The organism is Echinicola vietnamensis DSM 17526, from assembly GCF_000325705.1.
In the GTDB taxonomy this organism is placed as follows: Bacteria; Bacteroidota; Bacteroidia; order Cytophagales; family Cyclobacteriaceae; genus Echinicola; species Echinicola vietnamensis.
Genome location: NC_019904.1, coordinates 1,950,074 through 1,968,574, shown reverse-complemented (window position 1 = coordinate 1,968,574; position 18,501 = coordinate 1,950,074). Strand labels below are relative to the sequence as shown.

General features: G+C 48.4%; 9 protein-coding genes. All 9 read right to left on the bottom strand.

Going from position 1 to position 18,501, the window contains the following annotated elements:
• Positions 1-256 precede the first annotated feature (256 nt).
• Entirely contained in the window at positions 257-1,843 is a 1,587-nt protein-coding gene (locus ECHVI_RS08230) for a sodium:solute symporter (RefSeq protein ID WP_015265507.1), read from the bottom strand.
• 162 nt (positions 1,844-2,005) lie between these two features.
• Positions 2,006-2,758: a phytanoyl-CoA dioxygenase family protein gene (locus tag ECHVI_RS08225; protein WP_015265506.1), complete on the bottom strand. Its 753-nt coding sequence runs from the start codon at positions 2,756-2,758 to the stop codon at positions 2,006-2,008.
• 94 nt (positions 2,759-2,852) lie between these two features.
• On the bottom strand, positions 2,853-3,950 hold the full coding sequence (locus ECHVI_RS08220) for a Gfo/Idh/MocA family protein (protein WP_015265505.1): 1,098 nt from the start codon (positions 3,948-3,950) through the stop codon (positions 2,853-2,855).
• Positions 3,951-4,022: 72 nt separating this feature from the next.
• On the bottom strand, positions 4,023-6,293 hold the full coding sequence (locus ECHVI_RS08215; protein ID WP_015265504.1) for a glycoside hydrolase family 31 protein: 2,271 nt from the start codon (positions 6,291-6,293) through the stop codon (positions 4,023-4,025).
• A 159-nt stretch (positions 6,294-6,452) separates the two neighbouring features.
• Positions 6,453-8,333: a right-handed parallel beta-helix repeat-containing protein gene (locus ECHVI_RS08210; RefSeq protein WP_015265503.1), complete on the bottom strand. Its 1,881-nt coding sequence runs from the start codon at positions 8,331-8,333 to the stop codon at positions 6,453-6,455.
• Between the two features lie 272 nt (positions 8,334-8,605).
• Entirely contained in the window at positions 8,606-10,102 is a 1,497-nt protein-coding gene (locus tag ECHVI_RS08205) for a RagB/SusD family nutrient uptake outer membrane protein (RefSeq protein WP_015265502.1), read from the bottom strand.
• Between the two features lie 80 nt (positions 10,103-10,182).
• A complete protein-coding gene (locus tag ECHVI_RS08200; RefSeq protein WP_015265501.1) occupies positions 10,183-13,197 on the bottom strand; it encodes a SusC/RagA family TonB-linked outer membrane protein in 3,015 nt (1,004 codons plus the stop codon).
• A 521-nt stretch (positions 13,198-13,718) separates the two neighbouring features.
• A complete protein-coding gene (locus ECHVI_RS08195; protein WP_015265500.1) occupies positions 13,719-15,362 on the bottom strand; it encodes a RagB/SusD family nutrient uptake outer membrane protein in 1,644 nt (547 codons plus the stop codon).
• 17 nt (positions 15,363-15,379) lie between these two features.
• Positions 15,380-18,430, bottom strand: coding sequence for a SusC/RagA family TonB-linked outer membrane protein (locus ECHVI_RS08190; protein WP_015265499.1), 3,051 nt, complete (start codon positions 18,428-18,430; stop codon positions 15,380-15,382).
• Positions 18,431-18,501: the final 71 nt, after the last annotated feature.

Genomic DNA, 18,501 nt, shown 5'->3' with positions numbered 1-18,501 from the left:
TTTGGTTATTTGTTCTAAAAATGGGATCCTAATCCCAATTCTCCATCCTGCACATTCCCGTGTTGTTAGTAGTGAATCTTTGCTCTTGGTTCTTGGCTCTTTAATCTTGCTACTTGCTTCTCACTACTTTCTTACCCCCTATATCCCCCTGAAGGGGGACTAGCACTGCGCTTTTTCCGCATAAAACCAAAGTCTCATGTCTCATGTCTCATGTCTCAAGACTCAAGACTCAAGACTCACTACTAAAGACTCAAAACTAATTCCCATTAAACACCACATACATCCCCACCATTACCACGATCAGGGCAATCCATAGCCATTTCACCTTATTCGGTAATTTGGGAATAGTGCCATAATCCAAAGTACTTACATGCAAATCCTTGCGGTTACGCTCCACATAGGAAATCACCACGATCAATGCAGCCAAAAACACGAAAATATAGAAGGAAAGCAGCAGGAAATGTGGCCAGAAGGCATATTCAGCATTGGGGAATACCCACAGGTACAGCACCCCTATGCCTAGGCTCAAGATGGTACCGAAAAGCAACACGGTATTGGCTGCCTTTGTCGTAGTTTTCTTCCAAAGCACGCCAAATAAAAACACAACGGACATCGGTGGTGCGATAAAACCCAAAATGGATTGGAACACATCAAACAGATTAAGCCCTTTGATACTGTCAATGGCCAAGGTCAAGAAAATGGCAATTACGGCTCCCAACACTGTCACCACCCTACCGATCGTGACGATCTGTTTTTGCGTGGCTTCAGGCTTGTATTTTTTTACGTAAATATCCATGGTAAACACCGTACTCAGGGCATTCAATGCCGAATCAATCGTGCTCACCAGCGCCGCGATCAGCACCGCCATGACCAGCCCGGTCATTCCTACCGGAAACAGCTTGGTCACCATGGTCATATAGGCTTCATCGGGATTGTCCAAGTCCGGAAACAACACATAGCATATAATGCCCGGAATAATGAACAGAGCCACATCCAGTATCTTTAGCCAACCGGTAAAATTAGCTCCCAACTGCCCTTCTTTAAGGTTTTTGGCACCCAGGACAGACTGCACCATCGACTGGTCCGTACACCAAAACCAGACCCCCATTACGGGATAGCCAAGCGCGATCGCTACCCATGGATAATTGGGATCATCTGCCGGCAAGAGCAAATTCCAGTATTCCCCGGGGGTATTGGCGATGAGTTCACCCACTCCTCCGACTTTATAAAGTCCCGTAAGCGTCAATGCCAAGGAAACGACAATGAGCAGCACCATCTGAAATACATTGGTGTAGGCAATGGCCTTCAGCCCTCCAGCAATCGTGAAAAAAGCAGCAATGAGAATGAGGATCACCACCGAAAGCCAAAGCGGCAAATCCAAAATCTGGCGGATCAAAATGCCTCCTGCAAACAGTGTCAGGGAAAGCCAGCTTATCAGCACCGTGACGATGGTATACCAAGCGAGAATGTTCTGGGTGGAACTGCCAAATCGCTTTCCCATAAATTCCGGAAGTGTCTGCACCCGTGCTCCCAAATACCGGGGTGCAAAGACCACTGCCAGCAAGAATATAAAGATAAAGGCATACCAAGCGAAATTACCGGCAACTACCCCTGTAGTGTATCCAATACTGGCTGAAGCAATCAACATGGAAGGTCCTACATTGGTGCCCCACATGGTGAAGCCAATACTCGGCCATCCCAGGGAGTTGCCCGCCAGAAACAGGTTTTCATCGGCATCTCTTTTTTTCTTAAAACTTACCCAGTAGCCAATGCCTATCAGGGTCACCAAGTAAAGACCAAGCACTGCAAAATCCAGTGGTTGGAGTATTTCATGTATTTCCATGGGTATCTTGGGGTACTTTAGTTGTCATAATTTAAAAACCAGTTGGGAGTCAATGCTAACATGACGATCCCTTTCGCTCTCCCCTCGATCCACTTAAGGAGGTAGGGGCGCGATGGAAAAGCGTCAAAGTACATGTGCCTTGACATTAGTGGTACATCCCATTCAAGCCGGCACTTCTTTTTTACGGTCGCCGTTGACCACAAAGGGATCTGCCCAGTACAGCGGCTTATCTCCTTTCATGATGGGTTCTGCAGAATACTGAATCAAGAGCACCCTACGGGACTTCCCTGTCTTATTGGAACCACTCCGGTGGAAGCAAGTACTGGAAAAAAGGGCCACATCACCTGCCTTGAGGATCGCTGGAATTCCAGGGTTATCGCCAAAGTAGCCTACCTTGTCATTGGTGCCTTCTTGAAGCTCATGGTCAATCCGGTTCTTGGTTCCAGCGTCCTTATAGGGTAAAAGGTAAACGGTGCCATTCTCTTCGGTAACATCATCCAAAGGACACCATACCGACAAATAAGGCTTGTGCTCAAAATCAAGGTATCCTGAATCTTGGTGCCAGCTGAAGGTCATGCCCTTGTCTGCTGCTTTGACGACAAACTGCTCTAAAAAAAGGTACACATCTTCACCCAGAATTTTGCGGGTAATCTCTTCCATCTCTTTACCGAAGATCAAATCCTGCATGGTCTCACTGTCCTTATAGCGAAGGGCTATAAAATACCGCTTGCCTTTGTGGTTGATCTCGTCTACTTCCACACCCTTCCGGTCCATTTCGTCGTCTTTCTCCTTCATAAAGCGTTGACACTCGTCCTGCAATCGCTTTAGCAGTTCCTTGGGGATCACGTTTTTGACAATGCAAAAACCATCCTCTTTAAACTGGTTTAATTGTTCGTCTGTTAAGATGTTGCTCATGATTGGTTTTGGTTAAATGGTTGTTAATTTTTTTGTTGAGTAGTGAGATGTGAGACTTGAGATATGAGATATGAGACCTTAGGCTTTTGCCTATTCAGCCTCTCTTCAGGTAATCCTCCAGCCCAAATTCAGCAATCACTTCAGCCACTTTTTCGGGCTTGCCGCTAGCCAAGCTTTTCTCCATGGTTTTCAGCAGGGCGATGGTTCCGACCCCTTCGATCAAATCAGGATATGCCACAAAATCGTAATTGATACTATCGGCAAAATGCTCCAAATAGTTATTGTACTCCCCCGCATGATGACTCTTGCCCTCAAAACGGAAGTAATGCTTGGACTTATGCTCCCAGGTCACCACCTGCTCCTCTCCGGTATTATCAGTGATCGCATAGCGCAACTCCATATAATCCCCTTGGCTGCTACCTTCCGTTCCACGAAGGATACAACTCATCTCACTGTCCCGCAGGGCAGGCTGCACTGGTCCGGTATACGCGCCAGAAACCCTGGCGATACGGCCATCTGTAGCTTTATAGATAAAATGCATGGTATCGGGATTTTTTAATCCACCTTGCTTCCCATTGGCACTGAGCATGCCATAGCCCATTACCTCCTCTATTTCGGGCAGATACCACCGGATAAAATCCACGGGATGGCTCAACCCTCCATAGAGCCACTTAAACGCCGGCTCCAAGGCCCAGGGTTTCTCCAAAAACCACCGGTGATCCGCATGGTAATAAGCCTCCACGGTAATCAGGTCTCCGATAAGTCCCTTTTTATAATCGGCTCGCTGTCGCTTCATTGGTTCAAAGAACCGGCTGCTTTGCCCCACAAAAAGACGCTTACCTGTTTTCTTTTGAAGGTCAATCAGCTCCTTGGCATCCTTGAGGTCATCGAGTAGCGGCTTGGTGCATACGACGTGCTTGCCATGCTCCATGGCCATTTTGATGTGGCTGGCATGTAGCTTATCGGGAGTATAAATACCTATGGCGTCGATGTCACTGTTTTCCAACATGTCTTCATAGCGTGTCGTATAGTGGGCAAAATCAAATTCCTTTGCCCGCTGCTTGCACAATGCCTCATTGCGGTCACATATCTGCACCAGCTGGATTTTCTGACTGTTCAATGCCGCAGAAATGGTGCTGCGGCCTTCCCCAAGCCCTAAAATCCCTAACCGTAATGTTCCTTCTTTTGTCATCTATTTTATAATGTTTTTTTCCGTTTTTGCTACTCCTTATGCGATAGTCGATGGGGTTATCCCTGCCCCAAATTAATCCATCCCTTTCTCCTTTAGCACCTGCCAAATTCCATTAAACCCGCCATCGATCACCAAGGGCTGGGTCTTCTTGAAATCCATTTCATCCGTGCATGAAACGGATGTAGGATAAATCGGAATCGAAGCACCTTGCTTTACCCACACGGGCATTTCCTCCAATGGAATAGGATCCATGGCTACCCATTTGGGGCCTTCCTGGCAGGTCCCTGTGAAGAAATCCACCCAACTTCCCTCTGGAAGATAAACCTTTCGAGCATTTCCACTGTTCATGACCGGCGCCACCAAGAAATCCTCTCCAAAGAAATACTGGTCATCCAAGTGCCAGCACATGGGATCGTCAGGGAAATGCAGGAGCATGGCCCTCAGCATAGGCATTCCGGAGCGGATGGACTGTTGGCTTTGCTCCAGGATATAAGGCAGAAGGACATAGCGTAATTCCCACCATTTTCTGACCACATCTGCAATGGCGGGATACTCGTAGGGTTCTCTTTTGGAAGTGCCGTGATATCGGATGTGGGAAGTAAAGACCCCAAACTGAGTCCATCGGACATACAGGTCATCGGGGATCACAGAATTCATAAAATTGGGCACTCCATGGAATCCCGGCACATCATGGCTCCAAAAGCCAAAACCCGATAGTCCCAGGTGCAGTCCACCTTTGAGTGATCCTGCCATTCCGTCCCAGCTCGCCGCAGCATCTCCTCCCCAATGGATCGGGTATCGCTGACACCCTGCCCAACCGGCACGTGCCCAAACCACCCCTTCACCAGCCACTTCTTCAGTCACCTCAAAAGCAGCTTTTTGATACAATAAAGCATAAAGGTTATTTAAAAGCGGTGCGGGCATGTCATGGTAGGCTGCATCTAAATGTATTTCTTCGCCAAAGTCTGTTTTGATACAGGTCACGCCCATTTCGAGCAGCTCCCGTAGTAATCCTTTGTACCACTCCACCGCAGCGGGATACGTAAAATCGATCGTTCCGGCATAGTCCAGCGCACTGAAATTGGATCCTCCCTGGACTTTGCTTTCTTTTAATGGGCCGATATAGTTATTGGCCTTCGCCTCCTCATGCTGCATGGCGTTGGCAGCGATATACGGCATTTGCCAAAGACTCACGCGATAGCCTTGTTTTTTTAGTTTCTGGACAAAACCCTTGGGATGAGGAAAACGATCGGTATTAAACTTCCATTCACACAGCCAATCCGTTTCAAACCAGCCTGTATCCAAATGAATCACGTCACAGGGAAATCTCTCGGCCCGCAACCGGTCACAAATCCCCTCTACCTCTTCGGCAGAAAAATAGGTCATCCTGCTCATCCAAACCCCAAAGGTCCACAACGGCGGCATGGCCGGAAAGCCCGTCAGCCTGCGGTATTCGTGCAAGATCTCATGGGGATTATCGCCCCCCAGCAAAAACACATCTGCCAGCGGCTCTTCTACCAACAGCTGCACGGATCGCGTACTGTGATCGGCCAAAGAAATCTTTCCATATGCCGAGGTATGGAGAAACAGCCCGTACATTTCACTCGAAAGGTAAAATGGGATATTTTTATAGGTCCTTCTGTTATTGACTCCTTGTCCGTCTTGGTTTTTGAGCTGAAAAGTCCTGCCGGACAAATCCATTTTGGTAAAACGCTCCCCCGTACCCACAAACTTTTCATCGGGCTGAGCAGCAAAAGAAAGGGTGGCCTTGGTGGGGATCTCATTTTCGGAAATCATGGCCAAGCCCATCGCGTCCACCCGGGCCGGAAAAAACTGGTCATGACCGTTAAGTTTTACCGCTTTCTTGCCATCAGGAAAAAAAGTGGCCTGAAAGACCGGTTCAGGTGGCGGCAACAAGTCACTCCACCAGTCCGTCACGGGATCTGTCAAGTCAATGATCGCGCGAACCACTTGCCGATCATCTTTGATGACCCACTCATTATCCGCTTTTTCTATGGACAAAGGAACCTCCTCCAGGTCATCGGCGATCTCCAGCATGGGAGATGCTTTGGATGCCTTTTGGCCCAACTCCGCCGTAACCCGTAAAACCCGCTCACCAAAAGCCCGAATATGCACTTCAAATGACTGTGGCGCTACCTCCGAGTCAGGCTGGATATCCACCGCCGGTTTTTGGCAATGGAAAGGAACATGGACAATAATGCCCTTGTCAAATGATTCGATCGCCAATGGTCTGCCCGCTCGCCAAAGTCGGTCAGCGGACACTTCCAGTCGCTCTGGATCGAAATCCAAAAAATCAAAAAGTTGGTAGTTTGTTTGTTTCATTGATTTATCCAATTAGAACATTAAAAGATTGGAAAAACCGATGACCACTTGGCTTCGACCTTTCATCTTTCTTTTCATTCTATACTTATTATTTAATGACCATTCAGCGGCCCATCTCAAGTCTTTCCTCTTGGCTCTTCCATCTCATCTTGATACTTGCTACTTAATATCCCTATAGGCCTCTTCCAATCCAGCCTTCTCTTTTATCGCTGGATCCACATCCGGGCCATTATTTTCCCATTTGTTGCCAGGACCGGGGCTGTTGGAGAAGAACTTATCCCGCTCTGTCCAGTTGTTTATCGCCCGGATATAAGAAGAGCCTTCATCAAAATAAATGTACTGGTGATGATGCGGCATATGGGCATAGGGAGCATCCTGAAGATCATAAATGGCATTTTCACTGATCTCTGTATTGGGCTGGGCAGAAAGGGTATAGACGCCGCCCACGTCATACATTTGCTTCGCAAAGTTGTGGATGCGATTGGCATGGATACGATTGTTTTTGGTCACCGTGATGGTCTTGGTCCAGAACCAGCCGACACAGATTCCCGAATAATTGACATCGCTGACCTCATTGTGCGCGATGTTGACATCATGTGCTGCCCCAATACTGATGCCGACACATCCCCAGTCTTCATTGGTCACATTGGTAATGTAATTGTTGGCAATGGTAAGGTGATGCACCAGTTCCCGCTGGTCCTGCGGATGGTATGGCAGATGGGACTCAAAATCAGGCCCTCCGAAGAAGCCCCCCTGAATGCCGGTCCCGCCGATATCGCGAAACACATTGCCAATCACTTCACTGTCACTGACGCCTTCTACCAAATCCAGTCCTGTGGCTGCCATGTGCTCGAATCGGCAACGCTCAAAACGGATATGCTGTGCATAATTTACGGCCACTCCCGCAGGCTGGCGGCCTGTCCATGCTTGATTTTCCAAGCTGGCCTTATCTGGAGTTCCCGGTTGCTTTAACTTATAAGCCTCCAAAATATACCAACCCGCCTGCAAGGGCACATGCCCACGATGTGAAGGCCTCATCCACGTCGCATGCTCAAAGCCTATCCCCTCAAAACGTACATGCTTGACTGGAAGGTCTGCCGTGCCATCCACCAGAACGATGGTCTCCAAAAAAGGCACAATGGCCGTTGCTGTCTCCATATTTTCGCCGGCTTTTGGCCAATAGTAAACTTTTCCGTCTCGCTTATCATGGTACCACTCCCCTGGCTGGTTCAGCAGTTCCGCAGCTCCCTGCCAGTAAAAAGCTGAATTGCCATTATATTCTTTTTTGGCATCGATAAACGGTGCCGGCCAAGGGTGTTGAAACTCTATTTGGCTTTCTGGTTGGTGAAAGGTCAGCTTGGTTTTGTCCCCTTGGACATCCACTGACTTTACCCGCAAATTCGCAATCGCCCACCATTGGTGAATGACAAACTCCAGCTGATCGAGGTTCTTGAAATCCCATTCCGGCGTAGGAACCCACATCTCCTGTCGAGCACTGTCTACCGAAAGGATCCGATCCAATGCTCCCTCATAGAGGTTGGTAGCCCTTTTGGCTTTTTCACCATCAATCCAAAGCTGGCGAAAGCCGACCTCCTGGCCTCCTACCACCGGCACATCGGCCACCCAAAGGTGCTCCTTTCCCGCCTCAGGGAGACCATCAGGAAGCGCCTCGGCTCGCTGCCAACCGAGCACTGGAACGCCCCCCGAAAAAACAGGGCTGGCACTGGGTGCTGCCATGATGGTCGTAGGACTCTCTGCCGTCCCGGCATCTTCTGGGCGGATACGAAGGGGCTCAAAGAAGCGATACACGCCATCTCCCACCATAATATTAATCCCCTCTGCAATGGAAGGGTCCTGTATCCGGCGTAACTCCCGGGCTTTCCGCAAGGCCATGTGAACTGTGGCCAGAGGGCTTGATTTCGAACCCTCATTGGCATCATCGCCACTCTTGGCCACCCAGATATCGAGGGCCATCACATCGGACATCAAACTGGTCAAAAAGACCCCAAGGATCAATAAGGTTATAATTGGTTTATGCATGCTGTTATGATATAACTGATTGAAATTTTATGAAATCGGAACGGTTGAAGTTTTCCCCGTTGACGCCGTAATGTCTGCTTCCTGCTTCCACCTTCGGTTTTTCCGGCGCTTCCGGCTGTACGTTAAGCTAATATTACAGCAGACTCCCCTGAACACTATCCTGCACTTTCGGGATGAGCTGCCCGTTGCCTTTTTGAGCAGTAGTGCATAAAACCTATTTGCCCATAGGCATGGGGCTTCCTCCACCGATATTCCCAATTTCCAAGGCTCCATTAAAACCCTGGGTTTTGCTCTAAATTCGGATTGGACAGGACATCGGCTGGAGGGATCGGGAAGATCAGGTACTTGGGATCAGAGGCTTCCTTGAGGGTCCATTCCCCCAAAAATGTCCCGAAACGAACCATATCTTGCCTTCGATGGCCTTCCCAAAACAATTCCCTACCTCGCTCGTCCAGCAGCACTTGGGCATTCACCTCTTCCAATGGCCCAATGTTATTTCGCTCCCGCACCTGGTTTATGATTTCCAGGGCACTGGCCGCATCGCCGTTACGCCATTGGGCCTCTGCCTTCATCAGCAAAAGATCCGCATATCGGAGCAATACGATATCATTGTTTGCGGCACCGGGATATTGATAATCCGGAATGTATTTTACGGGACGATAGCCGTTCCAGAGGGTCGCACCGACAATGGTAGGCACTTCCTTCGTAAACACCACGTCCGGCAGCGGATTCCCTTCGGCATCGGTTTGTTGGCCTGTCAGAAAACCTGCATTATAGCCGTGTGCTTCTGTCAGGGGATGTTCATAATACCTCCTGACATCATTTTCTTCAAATAGCTCATACACCTCCGGCGTCGAACAGAAGCCATTCCAGCCTCCACCATTCGGCAGGGTCATTTCCGTAGGGAATATGGCATGCCACCATACCCAAAGGGAATGTGACCTGACACCGCCCAAGCCTTCGATCGTAAAGATCAGTTCAGAGGAAGCACTGTTATTTTCTGGCACAAAACTGTCCCAGTAAAAATCCAGACTTTTTCCTTCGACCGCATCCACATGAGCGATCACCTGATCCATATCGGTAGTGGAAAACTGTGGTGATGCCCGATTTTCATAGACTGCTCTGTTCAGGTAAAGTTTGGCCAAGAGGCCATGGGCGGCATTTTTTGAGGCGTGATAAGCGGGGCCCGTAGCAGGAAGATCAGGAAGCACTTCCTCCACTTCCTGAATGATAAAATCCGCTGCTGCCTTTCCACGAAGGACCGTGGAAGGTTCCAAAAGATTGTCTCCAGGCTCTCGAAAAGGTACTTGGTCAAACAAGTCCAAGACCGAATACATAAAAAACGCCCGTAGAAACCTCGCCTCTGCAGCCAATTCCGCCGTAGGCTCAAAAGAGAGTACATTGGTGGCATCGAAGATTCCTTTGTTCAGGCCTCGCCAAAGCGATTGGATATAGGGATTGGTCGGTACCCAAGTGTGGGTGTGCAGTTGACGGTACACGCCGCCATTATCCCAGCCGGATGGACGGGAGGGCACCACCGCGGCATCTGCACTGATTTCCTGAAACAGCCACACGCACCCCGCATGTTGGATATACCGACTGTCAAAGTCCCGGTAGACTGTCTCCATCAAGGAGCTGAAGTCTACATTCTCTTTCAGAAAAGCTTCTGCCTTTTCCTTGGGCAACTCTGAACGCAATTCTTCCTCCAAATCCGTACATGAAAGGAGGGCGGTCAGCGCTAACGTATATAATAATGATTGTTTTTTCATGGTTATTGGGTTACTCGTTTATGGGTTATCGTAGGCTATAAATGGACATGGAAAGTGGGCAAGCCCCACCTCGCTCAACCTCAGAAAGAGGCACTTACTCCCAACAAAAAGGTCCTGGCCCTTGGGTAAGGAGCATATTCGATTCCATAGGAAGGTACACCATCCACGGCCCTGTTGGTATTGACTTCAGGGTCAAAACCACTGTAGTTCGTGATCAAAAACAGGTTTTGACCGGTGAGGGAGAAGCGGAGGTTGCTGATCACGTTCCCTATTCCCCCCAGGTTGTAGCTGAGAGAGGCATTTTGCAGCCTTATAAAATCTCCATCTTCCAAAAAGCGAGTAGAGACGACATTGGCATTGGACAAGCTTTCATTGCCCAATCCAATTTCTGGCGATGAATTCCTGCCAAGGCCGAAATTGGGCGCCGTCAAATAGGCATTGGCGGTGTTGTTGTAAATTTGATGCCCAAAGGCTCCATTTAAGCTCATGTTAAAGCCAAATTTCCCATAATCCACCCGCGTATTGAGGCCCAAAAGAAAATTGGGATTTGGATCCCCGACAAATGCTTCCTGATCAGCATATTGGGCCACCCCATTTTCATCCAGGCCTTCAAAAACCAGCATCTTAAAGACATTGAGAGGATGGTCATTGACCAATTGCTGGGAATTGGATCCTCCACCAAGGCCATTGCCATTGATTTGGCCTGTCCAAACAGGAGCACCATCATAATCGGTCAGCTCATTGGTGAGGTAAGTGGCGTTCATGCCCACTTCCCAAAGCAATTTCTCCGAATCGGCCACAATGGTGCTCAGCATCAGCTCCATCCCCCGGTTTCTGACGGTGGCAGGCACATTGGTCCAAAACTGAGCTGCAGGAGCCGGCTGGATTGTGGGCAACTGAAACAGCAAGTCGGTAGTGGCCTTGTCAAAATACTCCAGTGAACCCATTACTTTAGAGCGGAAAAGGGAAAAATCAAGGCCGATATTCACCGTTTCGGTCGTCTCCCATTTCAAATCCGGATTGGCCACATTGATCAGAGAAATTTGCTGATTCCCGAAGGCATATCGCTCTTGTGAAGCGCCCGCAGGAAATTCCTGGTTGCCCGTAATTCCCCATCCAATTCTCAACTTCAGGTTATCGATAAGACTGCTGGACTTCAAGAAACCTTCTTCACTCAGTACCCACGCCCCGGCAAATGAAGGGAAATAACCGTATTTATTGTTTTCCCCAAATTTGGTGGAACCGTCCGCCCGCATGGTGCCTGTCAGCAAAAAGCGATCGGAAAAGTTCAGGTTCAAGCGTCCGAAGAATGACTGTAGCTGGTTGGTAGGATCGCGAAAGGAGCTCACACCTACATTGTCCCGGGAGGGATTCTGGAGGATATCCGTCCCAAACACATCAAAAGAAGTGAAACCCCGAGCAGAGATATTGTTCACATAGCTTTTATAATCCTGAAATTCATAGCCCAGCAAGGCATCGAGGTGAACATTCCCCAGTTCCTTTTTATAGTTCAGGGTATGATTCAGGGTTTGACTAGTCAAGGTAGAGGTATTGGACAGGGCCAAGCCCAAGTCTGTAATGGTGCTCAAAAACAACTCCCCGGAGGTGTCCACGGTACGATTCCCCTTGGCGTGGTTTACCCCTATACTAAAGCGGTAATCGAGGCCGTCAATGATGTTGACGGTGAGGGCCAAATTCCCCAATATATTGGTCACATTACTTTCGTCATTGTAATAGGCCAAAAGCGCTGCCGGATTGGTGGACAACCCGTCCACCCCATTGCCTCCCTGATCGTACATCCGCTGGACAAATGACCCGTCCGCGTATCGAAAAGGCACGGTAGGGTTCCATTCGATGGCATTGCCGATCAAACTGCCATTGACATTGGAGTTTTCGGCTATGGGTGCGCCTTGCTCTACCGTGTTGGAAGCAATCAGGCTGACATCAAGCTTTACCCGGTCTTCCGGCAAAAACCGGTAGCCGGTGGTATAACTGGCCGTATATTTCTTTAGTCCGGACTCTTTTACCACGCCTTCTTGATCGTGGTATCCCAACGACAGGCGGTAGTTGTTTTTTTCTCCTCCTCCGCTTACACTTAGGTTGAGCCGATTGGTCAAGGCCGTCTGGGTGATTTCATCGAATGCATCTACGGCACCACCGCCATTATTCCCTTCAATGCCCCTATGCTGCAAAGCCCTTCGGTAGGTATCCCCATTCATAATATTTGGACGGCGCACCATGGTGCTCACTGCTGTGCTCATATCCACGGTCACTTTGGGAGCACCTGACTTCCCTTTTTTGGTCGTGATCATCACCACTCCGTTGGCACCGCGAGAGCCGTAAATGGCTGTCGCCGATGCGTCCTTGAGCACATCGATGGATTCGATGTCATTGGGATTGATGAAATTAAGCGGGTTAGACCCTTCGGTACTGCCCAGCTCCCCTGCAGTGGCGCCAGGTTTGGTGTTTCGGCCATCCAACGGCACTCCATCCACCACAAAAAGCGGCTGATTACCGGAGCGCACCGAAGAAGTACCCCGGATCCTAAACGTCACTTGGCCCCCTGGAGCACCACTGTTGTTGATGATGTCTACTCCAGCGACTTTGCCTTGGATGAGTTGGTCAGGTGACACATTCACTCCTTTGTTAAAGCCCTCTTCCCCTACACGGCTGACTGCACCGGTAAGGTCCCGCTTTCGAGCCGTGCCGTATCCCACTACAATGACCTCATCGAGGTTTTGGACGTCTTGTTCCAGGAATACTTCGAGATTCTCCTCGGCGGTAATGGACACCTCTTGGGAAAGGTATCCGACAAAGGAAACAACCAACGTAGTGGCATCATCCGGAACGGACAATTGGAATGCACCTTCCATATCGGTAACGGTGCCGTTTTGGGTTCCTTTAAGCATGACATTCACACCCGGAATCGTCTGTCCATCTTCGGCATCTTTTACAACACCGCGGATGGTTCTTTCCATCGGGGTTGGTACCGAAATCGAATGTGTGGCCGGCCCCGTATCAGCGACGGTGGCCGTTGATGTCGCATGGGTACCTAGCCAGGTACCGGCTAACATCACAAGTAATTTTGGGTTCATAAATTAGTGTATTTTGGGTTAAAGACTCAACACAACTCACCAGCATCAGTCCTATTTCACCAAACTCTATTCGGATGAATGAACAACAACCAATACTTTTAACTGCATTGCACTCCCAATATCTATTTTAAAAAATTACCAAAAGAAAAATAAAAACGACGGTCGATTTTATAACTACTTACACTACAACAAGTATATCAGCACTCAAATAAAGACCAGGTAAAAGTTGGGGAATAGCCTATTTTGATGGCTAAATTATTCTTTATTACCTGTAATTTCTATTCTGCTAAGGATGAACACTGATAAATACAGATAGGATGCTTCATCCGAATTCAAGTATAAAAATTTGCGACGGCCAGGGAGCAAAATGGTAAATCCATGGATAAATAAAAGTACCATAAAAACACCCTTATCCAAGCCAAAAAAAGAGGTTGTCTCGTTTGTTTCCCTTGCGCTCCAAATATGGCAGCAAATTCAACTTTCGAGACAACCTCCTAAGCGCCTTTATCGCCGATCAATCGTTATAAATAGCCAGGGTTTTGCTTTAAAGGAGCGTCTATGTTTGCATCTATCGTCGTCTGTGGAATAGGGAACAGTTCATGATGCTCCTGAATGGAAGGGCCACTTTGAGGATTGTACATTTTGGTACGCTCTACCAATTTCCCCATTCTATTCAAGGTCAACCGCCTATTCTCTTCAATAATAAGCTCTCGAGCCCGTTCGTCCAATATAAAATCCAAGTCCACTTCTGCTCCAGTAATGGGACTGGCATTGGCCCTCTGGCGCACTTCATTGATATCTGCTGCTGCCAGATCAGGATTGCCATTTAGCAAATAGGCTTCCGCTCGCAACAAGTACGTCTCGGCTAGCCGCATCAAATATACATCTTTAAAGGACCTACCATAATTGGCTCCCTCCAGGTATTCGGCAGTTCCTTCGATCTTTGTGAGCATAGGATAAAATTGGACCATCGAATCCAGTCTGTTAGGATCCAATTGGACCTCCTGACCAAAGTATTCTGAGGCCGGATTGTTATAGTAATAGGTTCTTCGAATGTTAAAAGAAGAATTTCTAACATCGTCTTCGTCCTCCCAAATGTCATAGGAATAATAATTGGTCGGCCTCACCCAAGCTACTCCTCGGCCTAGGCTGTCCACCGAAAGTTCCATCCCTGGTTCACCATTAGGATCGGTGATTTCCCACCATTTCGGCCCCCAAGCCCTTAACCAAGTGACTCCTTTCCATCTACTGTTTTCTACGGTACCGCCCGGGGTAGACCTTGGCTCAAACTGCAAATTCCAGATGGTCTCCATGTTTCCTGTGGAGCGGTTTTGGTTATCTTGGGCATGCAGGTCTGAAATAACATCTCCCGGCTGATCTACCCAGCTTCCAAAACGTTCCCGCATCAGGTCGTAGTTACCATCATCAATGACCCTTGTAGCCGCCTCTATGGCCGCATCGAAATCACCAAGGCTAATGTAAACTTCGGAAAGCAAATGATAGGCTGCGGCTTTGGTCACCCGTCCATCTACACTGGCTTCATCCGGCAGCCATTGGGCGGCAAACTCTAGGTCTTGACGGGCAAAGTCATATACCTCGGCCCTAGGGCTTCGTTGAAAATCGGCCTTTGGTGCGCGGTACAGCTGATCCACAATGGGGACATCCCCGTATAGATTGGCCATGAAATTATACGCATAGGCCCTGAAAAACCTGGCTTCGGCAATGACCGCATTCCGTTGGGCATCGCTTTCCCAAAAATCCTGCTCAGTTGCATATTGGATAATGGTGTTTGCCCTGGGCATTAAGTTTCGATATCCCCAGTTCCAGTAATGGTCCACTGCATAAAGTGTAGGCGTAAGCCACGTTCCATAATCTTTAAAATCTGCCAACGACCGATCTCCTGTGGTGGCCACGTCCGTGCCGTAGTACATGGCCTGCATTTTCGAACCATCTTCCCTGAAATACAGGTGCCTGACAGATTCATAAAGTCCGGTAATGGCACTTTCGAATCCCTCAGGATTGGTCAATACCACATCAGAGTTCAGGAAATCCAAGGGCTTTTCTTCCAAAAAATCATTTTCACATGACAGTACTGCACCGACAATGCATGCTCCAAACAATAGTTGCGTTGCTTTTTTGATGTATTTATGTGTTATATTTTTCATGATATTGGGCTTGTTTGTTAAAAGCTGATATTCAACCCAGCGATGATGGTGCGTGGGGTAGGATACAAATTGGTGATGGTATTGTTTCCACTTTCGGGATCAGGCCCCATCCAATCGGTAAAGGTGGCAAGGTTTCGCCCACTCAAATACACTTTTAAACCTGACATCCGCCATTTTTCCAACATCACTTCGGGAAAACTATAAGCGAGTGTCGCGTCCTGGATCCTGACAAAATCCCTGCTGAGGTAGTAGCCCCGTCCCAATGGATTGGTATAGGTCAGCCCCGGCCGTTCAATGGATTGGTTTTCGGGTGTCCAATATCCGGCATTGAGGAAATTCACTGATCTTCCAGGATAGCTATTTCCCGTTTGGGTACTTATATCCAGCAGGTTAAACTGTGCCTCCCAACCGGTCATGGCATTGACAAAAACCGATAAAGACCAGTTTTTATAATTGAATTGATTATTGATTCCCCATCGGTATTTTGGAGCGGTTTGGCCCAGCACTGTTCTGTCTTCGGGAGAGATTTGACCATCATTGTTCAGGTCTTTTACCCTGACCCATCCAGCTTGATACCCATCAGGGATCTCATCACCTTCTTGGTAGATGCCATCAAAAGCATAATCATAGGTCACTCCAATTGGCTGCCCAATGAACCACCGGTTGCCAAGGTCATCATCTTCTCGTCCGTCCCCATCAGAATCCGCATAATACAGGTGATCGATGCGGTTTTTATTGGTAGAGAACGTCAGGGTACTGTTCCAAGAAAAATCCTGCTTTTGGATAATCCCGCCGTTCAAGGTCAACTCGAATCCGGTATTACTGGTTTGTCCCAAATTGGCCGTGGTGGACCAAAACCCCGTCATGGCAGGAAGGCTTCGTGCCAGCAAAAGATCCGTCGTGGTCATGTCATAAAACTCAGCCGTTCCTGAAAGTCTCCCTCTCCACAGCTCAAAGTCTACTGCAGCATTGAAGGACTCGGTAGTTTCCCAGCCCAAGCTGGGATTGGGCATGTATTCAGGATTGGGGAATAGCGCCGTATACGTATCAGCTCCAAAAACGTATTGGAAGGAATTTGACCGGTCCAGTGATCGGTACGCTGAAACGGCTTGGTTTCCCACCTCACCATAGCTCAACCGCAGTTTTAACATATCGACGGTATTTTGCTTCATCATAAATGCTTCGTCACTCATCACCCAGCCCAAGGCCACGGAAGGGAACGTCCCAAACTTCTTGTCCTCGCCAAATACCGAGGCGCCATCTCTTCTTGCCGTGAGGGTAATCATATAGCGGTTCTTATACCGATAGTTTAACCGGGCCATGGAAGATACCCCATCCTGCTGGCTTCCCTCTGTTTCGATCTGCTGGGTTTCGGCTATTTCAAGGTTATGCCAACCATTGGCATCATTGACAAAGCCCCTTCCTTCCGCAAAGGTTCCTTCACGAAAAGAATGGTTACGCCCATATAGCAAGGTCAGGTCAAAGCCATGGTCATTGATATCTTTAGTATAGGTCACAATATTTTCATACTGCCAATTCATCCGGTTTTGATTGTATTTCCTGCCGGTACCTGGATTATTGATCCCGTTTCTTTGATAAATCGGCTGGAAAGAATAGTCGTGGCTCCAGCGAATGTTTGGGTTATAATTAAACCGATAACTTAAGCCTTCCAAAAAAGGGACATCAATGATCGCAAACAGATTGGCCATAAGGTTATTTGAAATCTGTTCGTTGTCCATCAAAAGGGCATTGAACATCGGATTGCTCACCAGATTGTCGCCTGTAGGATACGGCACTGGATCTGTTTTGGCATCGTCATAATACATTTTGGCGTAAGGGGTAAGCCAGTAGCCATTGAGCACTGAGGCTTCTACGCCCGACAGGTCTCGCTGGACATATTGGGTATTGGCTCCCACCTTTAACCAATTGGTGATTTCATTCGTGAGGTTTAGGCGCATGGATATCCTGCTGGCCCGGTCTCCATAAATCAGGCCTTCTTCATCCACATAACTTCCGGAAATAAAATAATTGGTCTTATCGCTCCGTCCCGATACGCTGAGGTTAATGGATTTCTGGGAGGCATTTTGCGAAATCTCTTCCCAAGGATCCACGGTCCTTCCCGCATCATACATTTCCCTTTCCTCTGCAGTTAACAGTTCCCGCACAGGCAATTCAGGATCATTCGGCTGATTTTGGGACCTAAAATCCAGCCTACGCTGAAGATACTCATCCGGGGAATAGAGGGGCATTTTATAGCTCCAATCCGAGACCCCTGCATAAGAATTGATCCTGATGAGCGGCTTTTCTGACGTACCTTTTTTGGATGTAATCAATATCACCCCGTTAGCAGCCCTGGACCCATAAATAGCCGAGGCACTTGCGTCCTTTAGCACTTCCATGGACGCCACATCAGAAGGGTTAATATCGGATAGTTCTCCATTAAAAAATGCCCCATCCAAAATGATCAAGGGATCGTTACTTGCGGTAATGGAACGCTGGCCCCTTACCAGCACATTTCCGCCTTGACCAGGGCGGCCGTTATCGGTAAATTGCACCCCAGCTACCCGGCCCCGCAGTGCCTGACCTATATTGGTGTTGGGTTGTGTTTCCAACTGATCTACTTCCACGGAGCTTACCGAACCTGTCACGTTTCGCTTTACCTGCGTTCCGTAGCCGACCACCACGACTTCTTCCAAACTCTCCATGTCGGCATGCAGGGATATCTCCATGACCCCTCGGTTGCCTACGGTGACTTCTTGGGCTTCATAACCGATAAAGGAAAACGTCAAAATACTTTCTGGACCTTCAACGGTGATTTCGAATTTTCCATCGATGTCCGTGACGGTTCCTTTGCTGGTTTGCTTTAAACGAACATTGACTCCCGGAATGGGCTCACCCGATTCTGCGTCCCTTACCGTTCCGCGAACGACTTCATTTGCCTGCTGAAATGACATTTCCAGCGGTGGAGGGCTTGGGTGAATAGAAACAGGTTGTGTGGCAGCATTTACATTTAAGAGTAACATGCTGCTTCCTACCACCAAGGTGGCAAAGCGTAGTGTTGATTTCATAAGTTAGGAAATTTTGGGTTGATAATTGAGATAATATCTTCATCAGGGGCTGAAGTAAATATCCCTAGAGC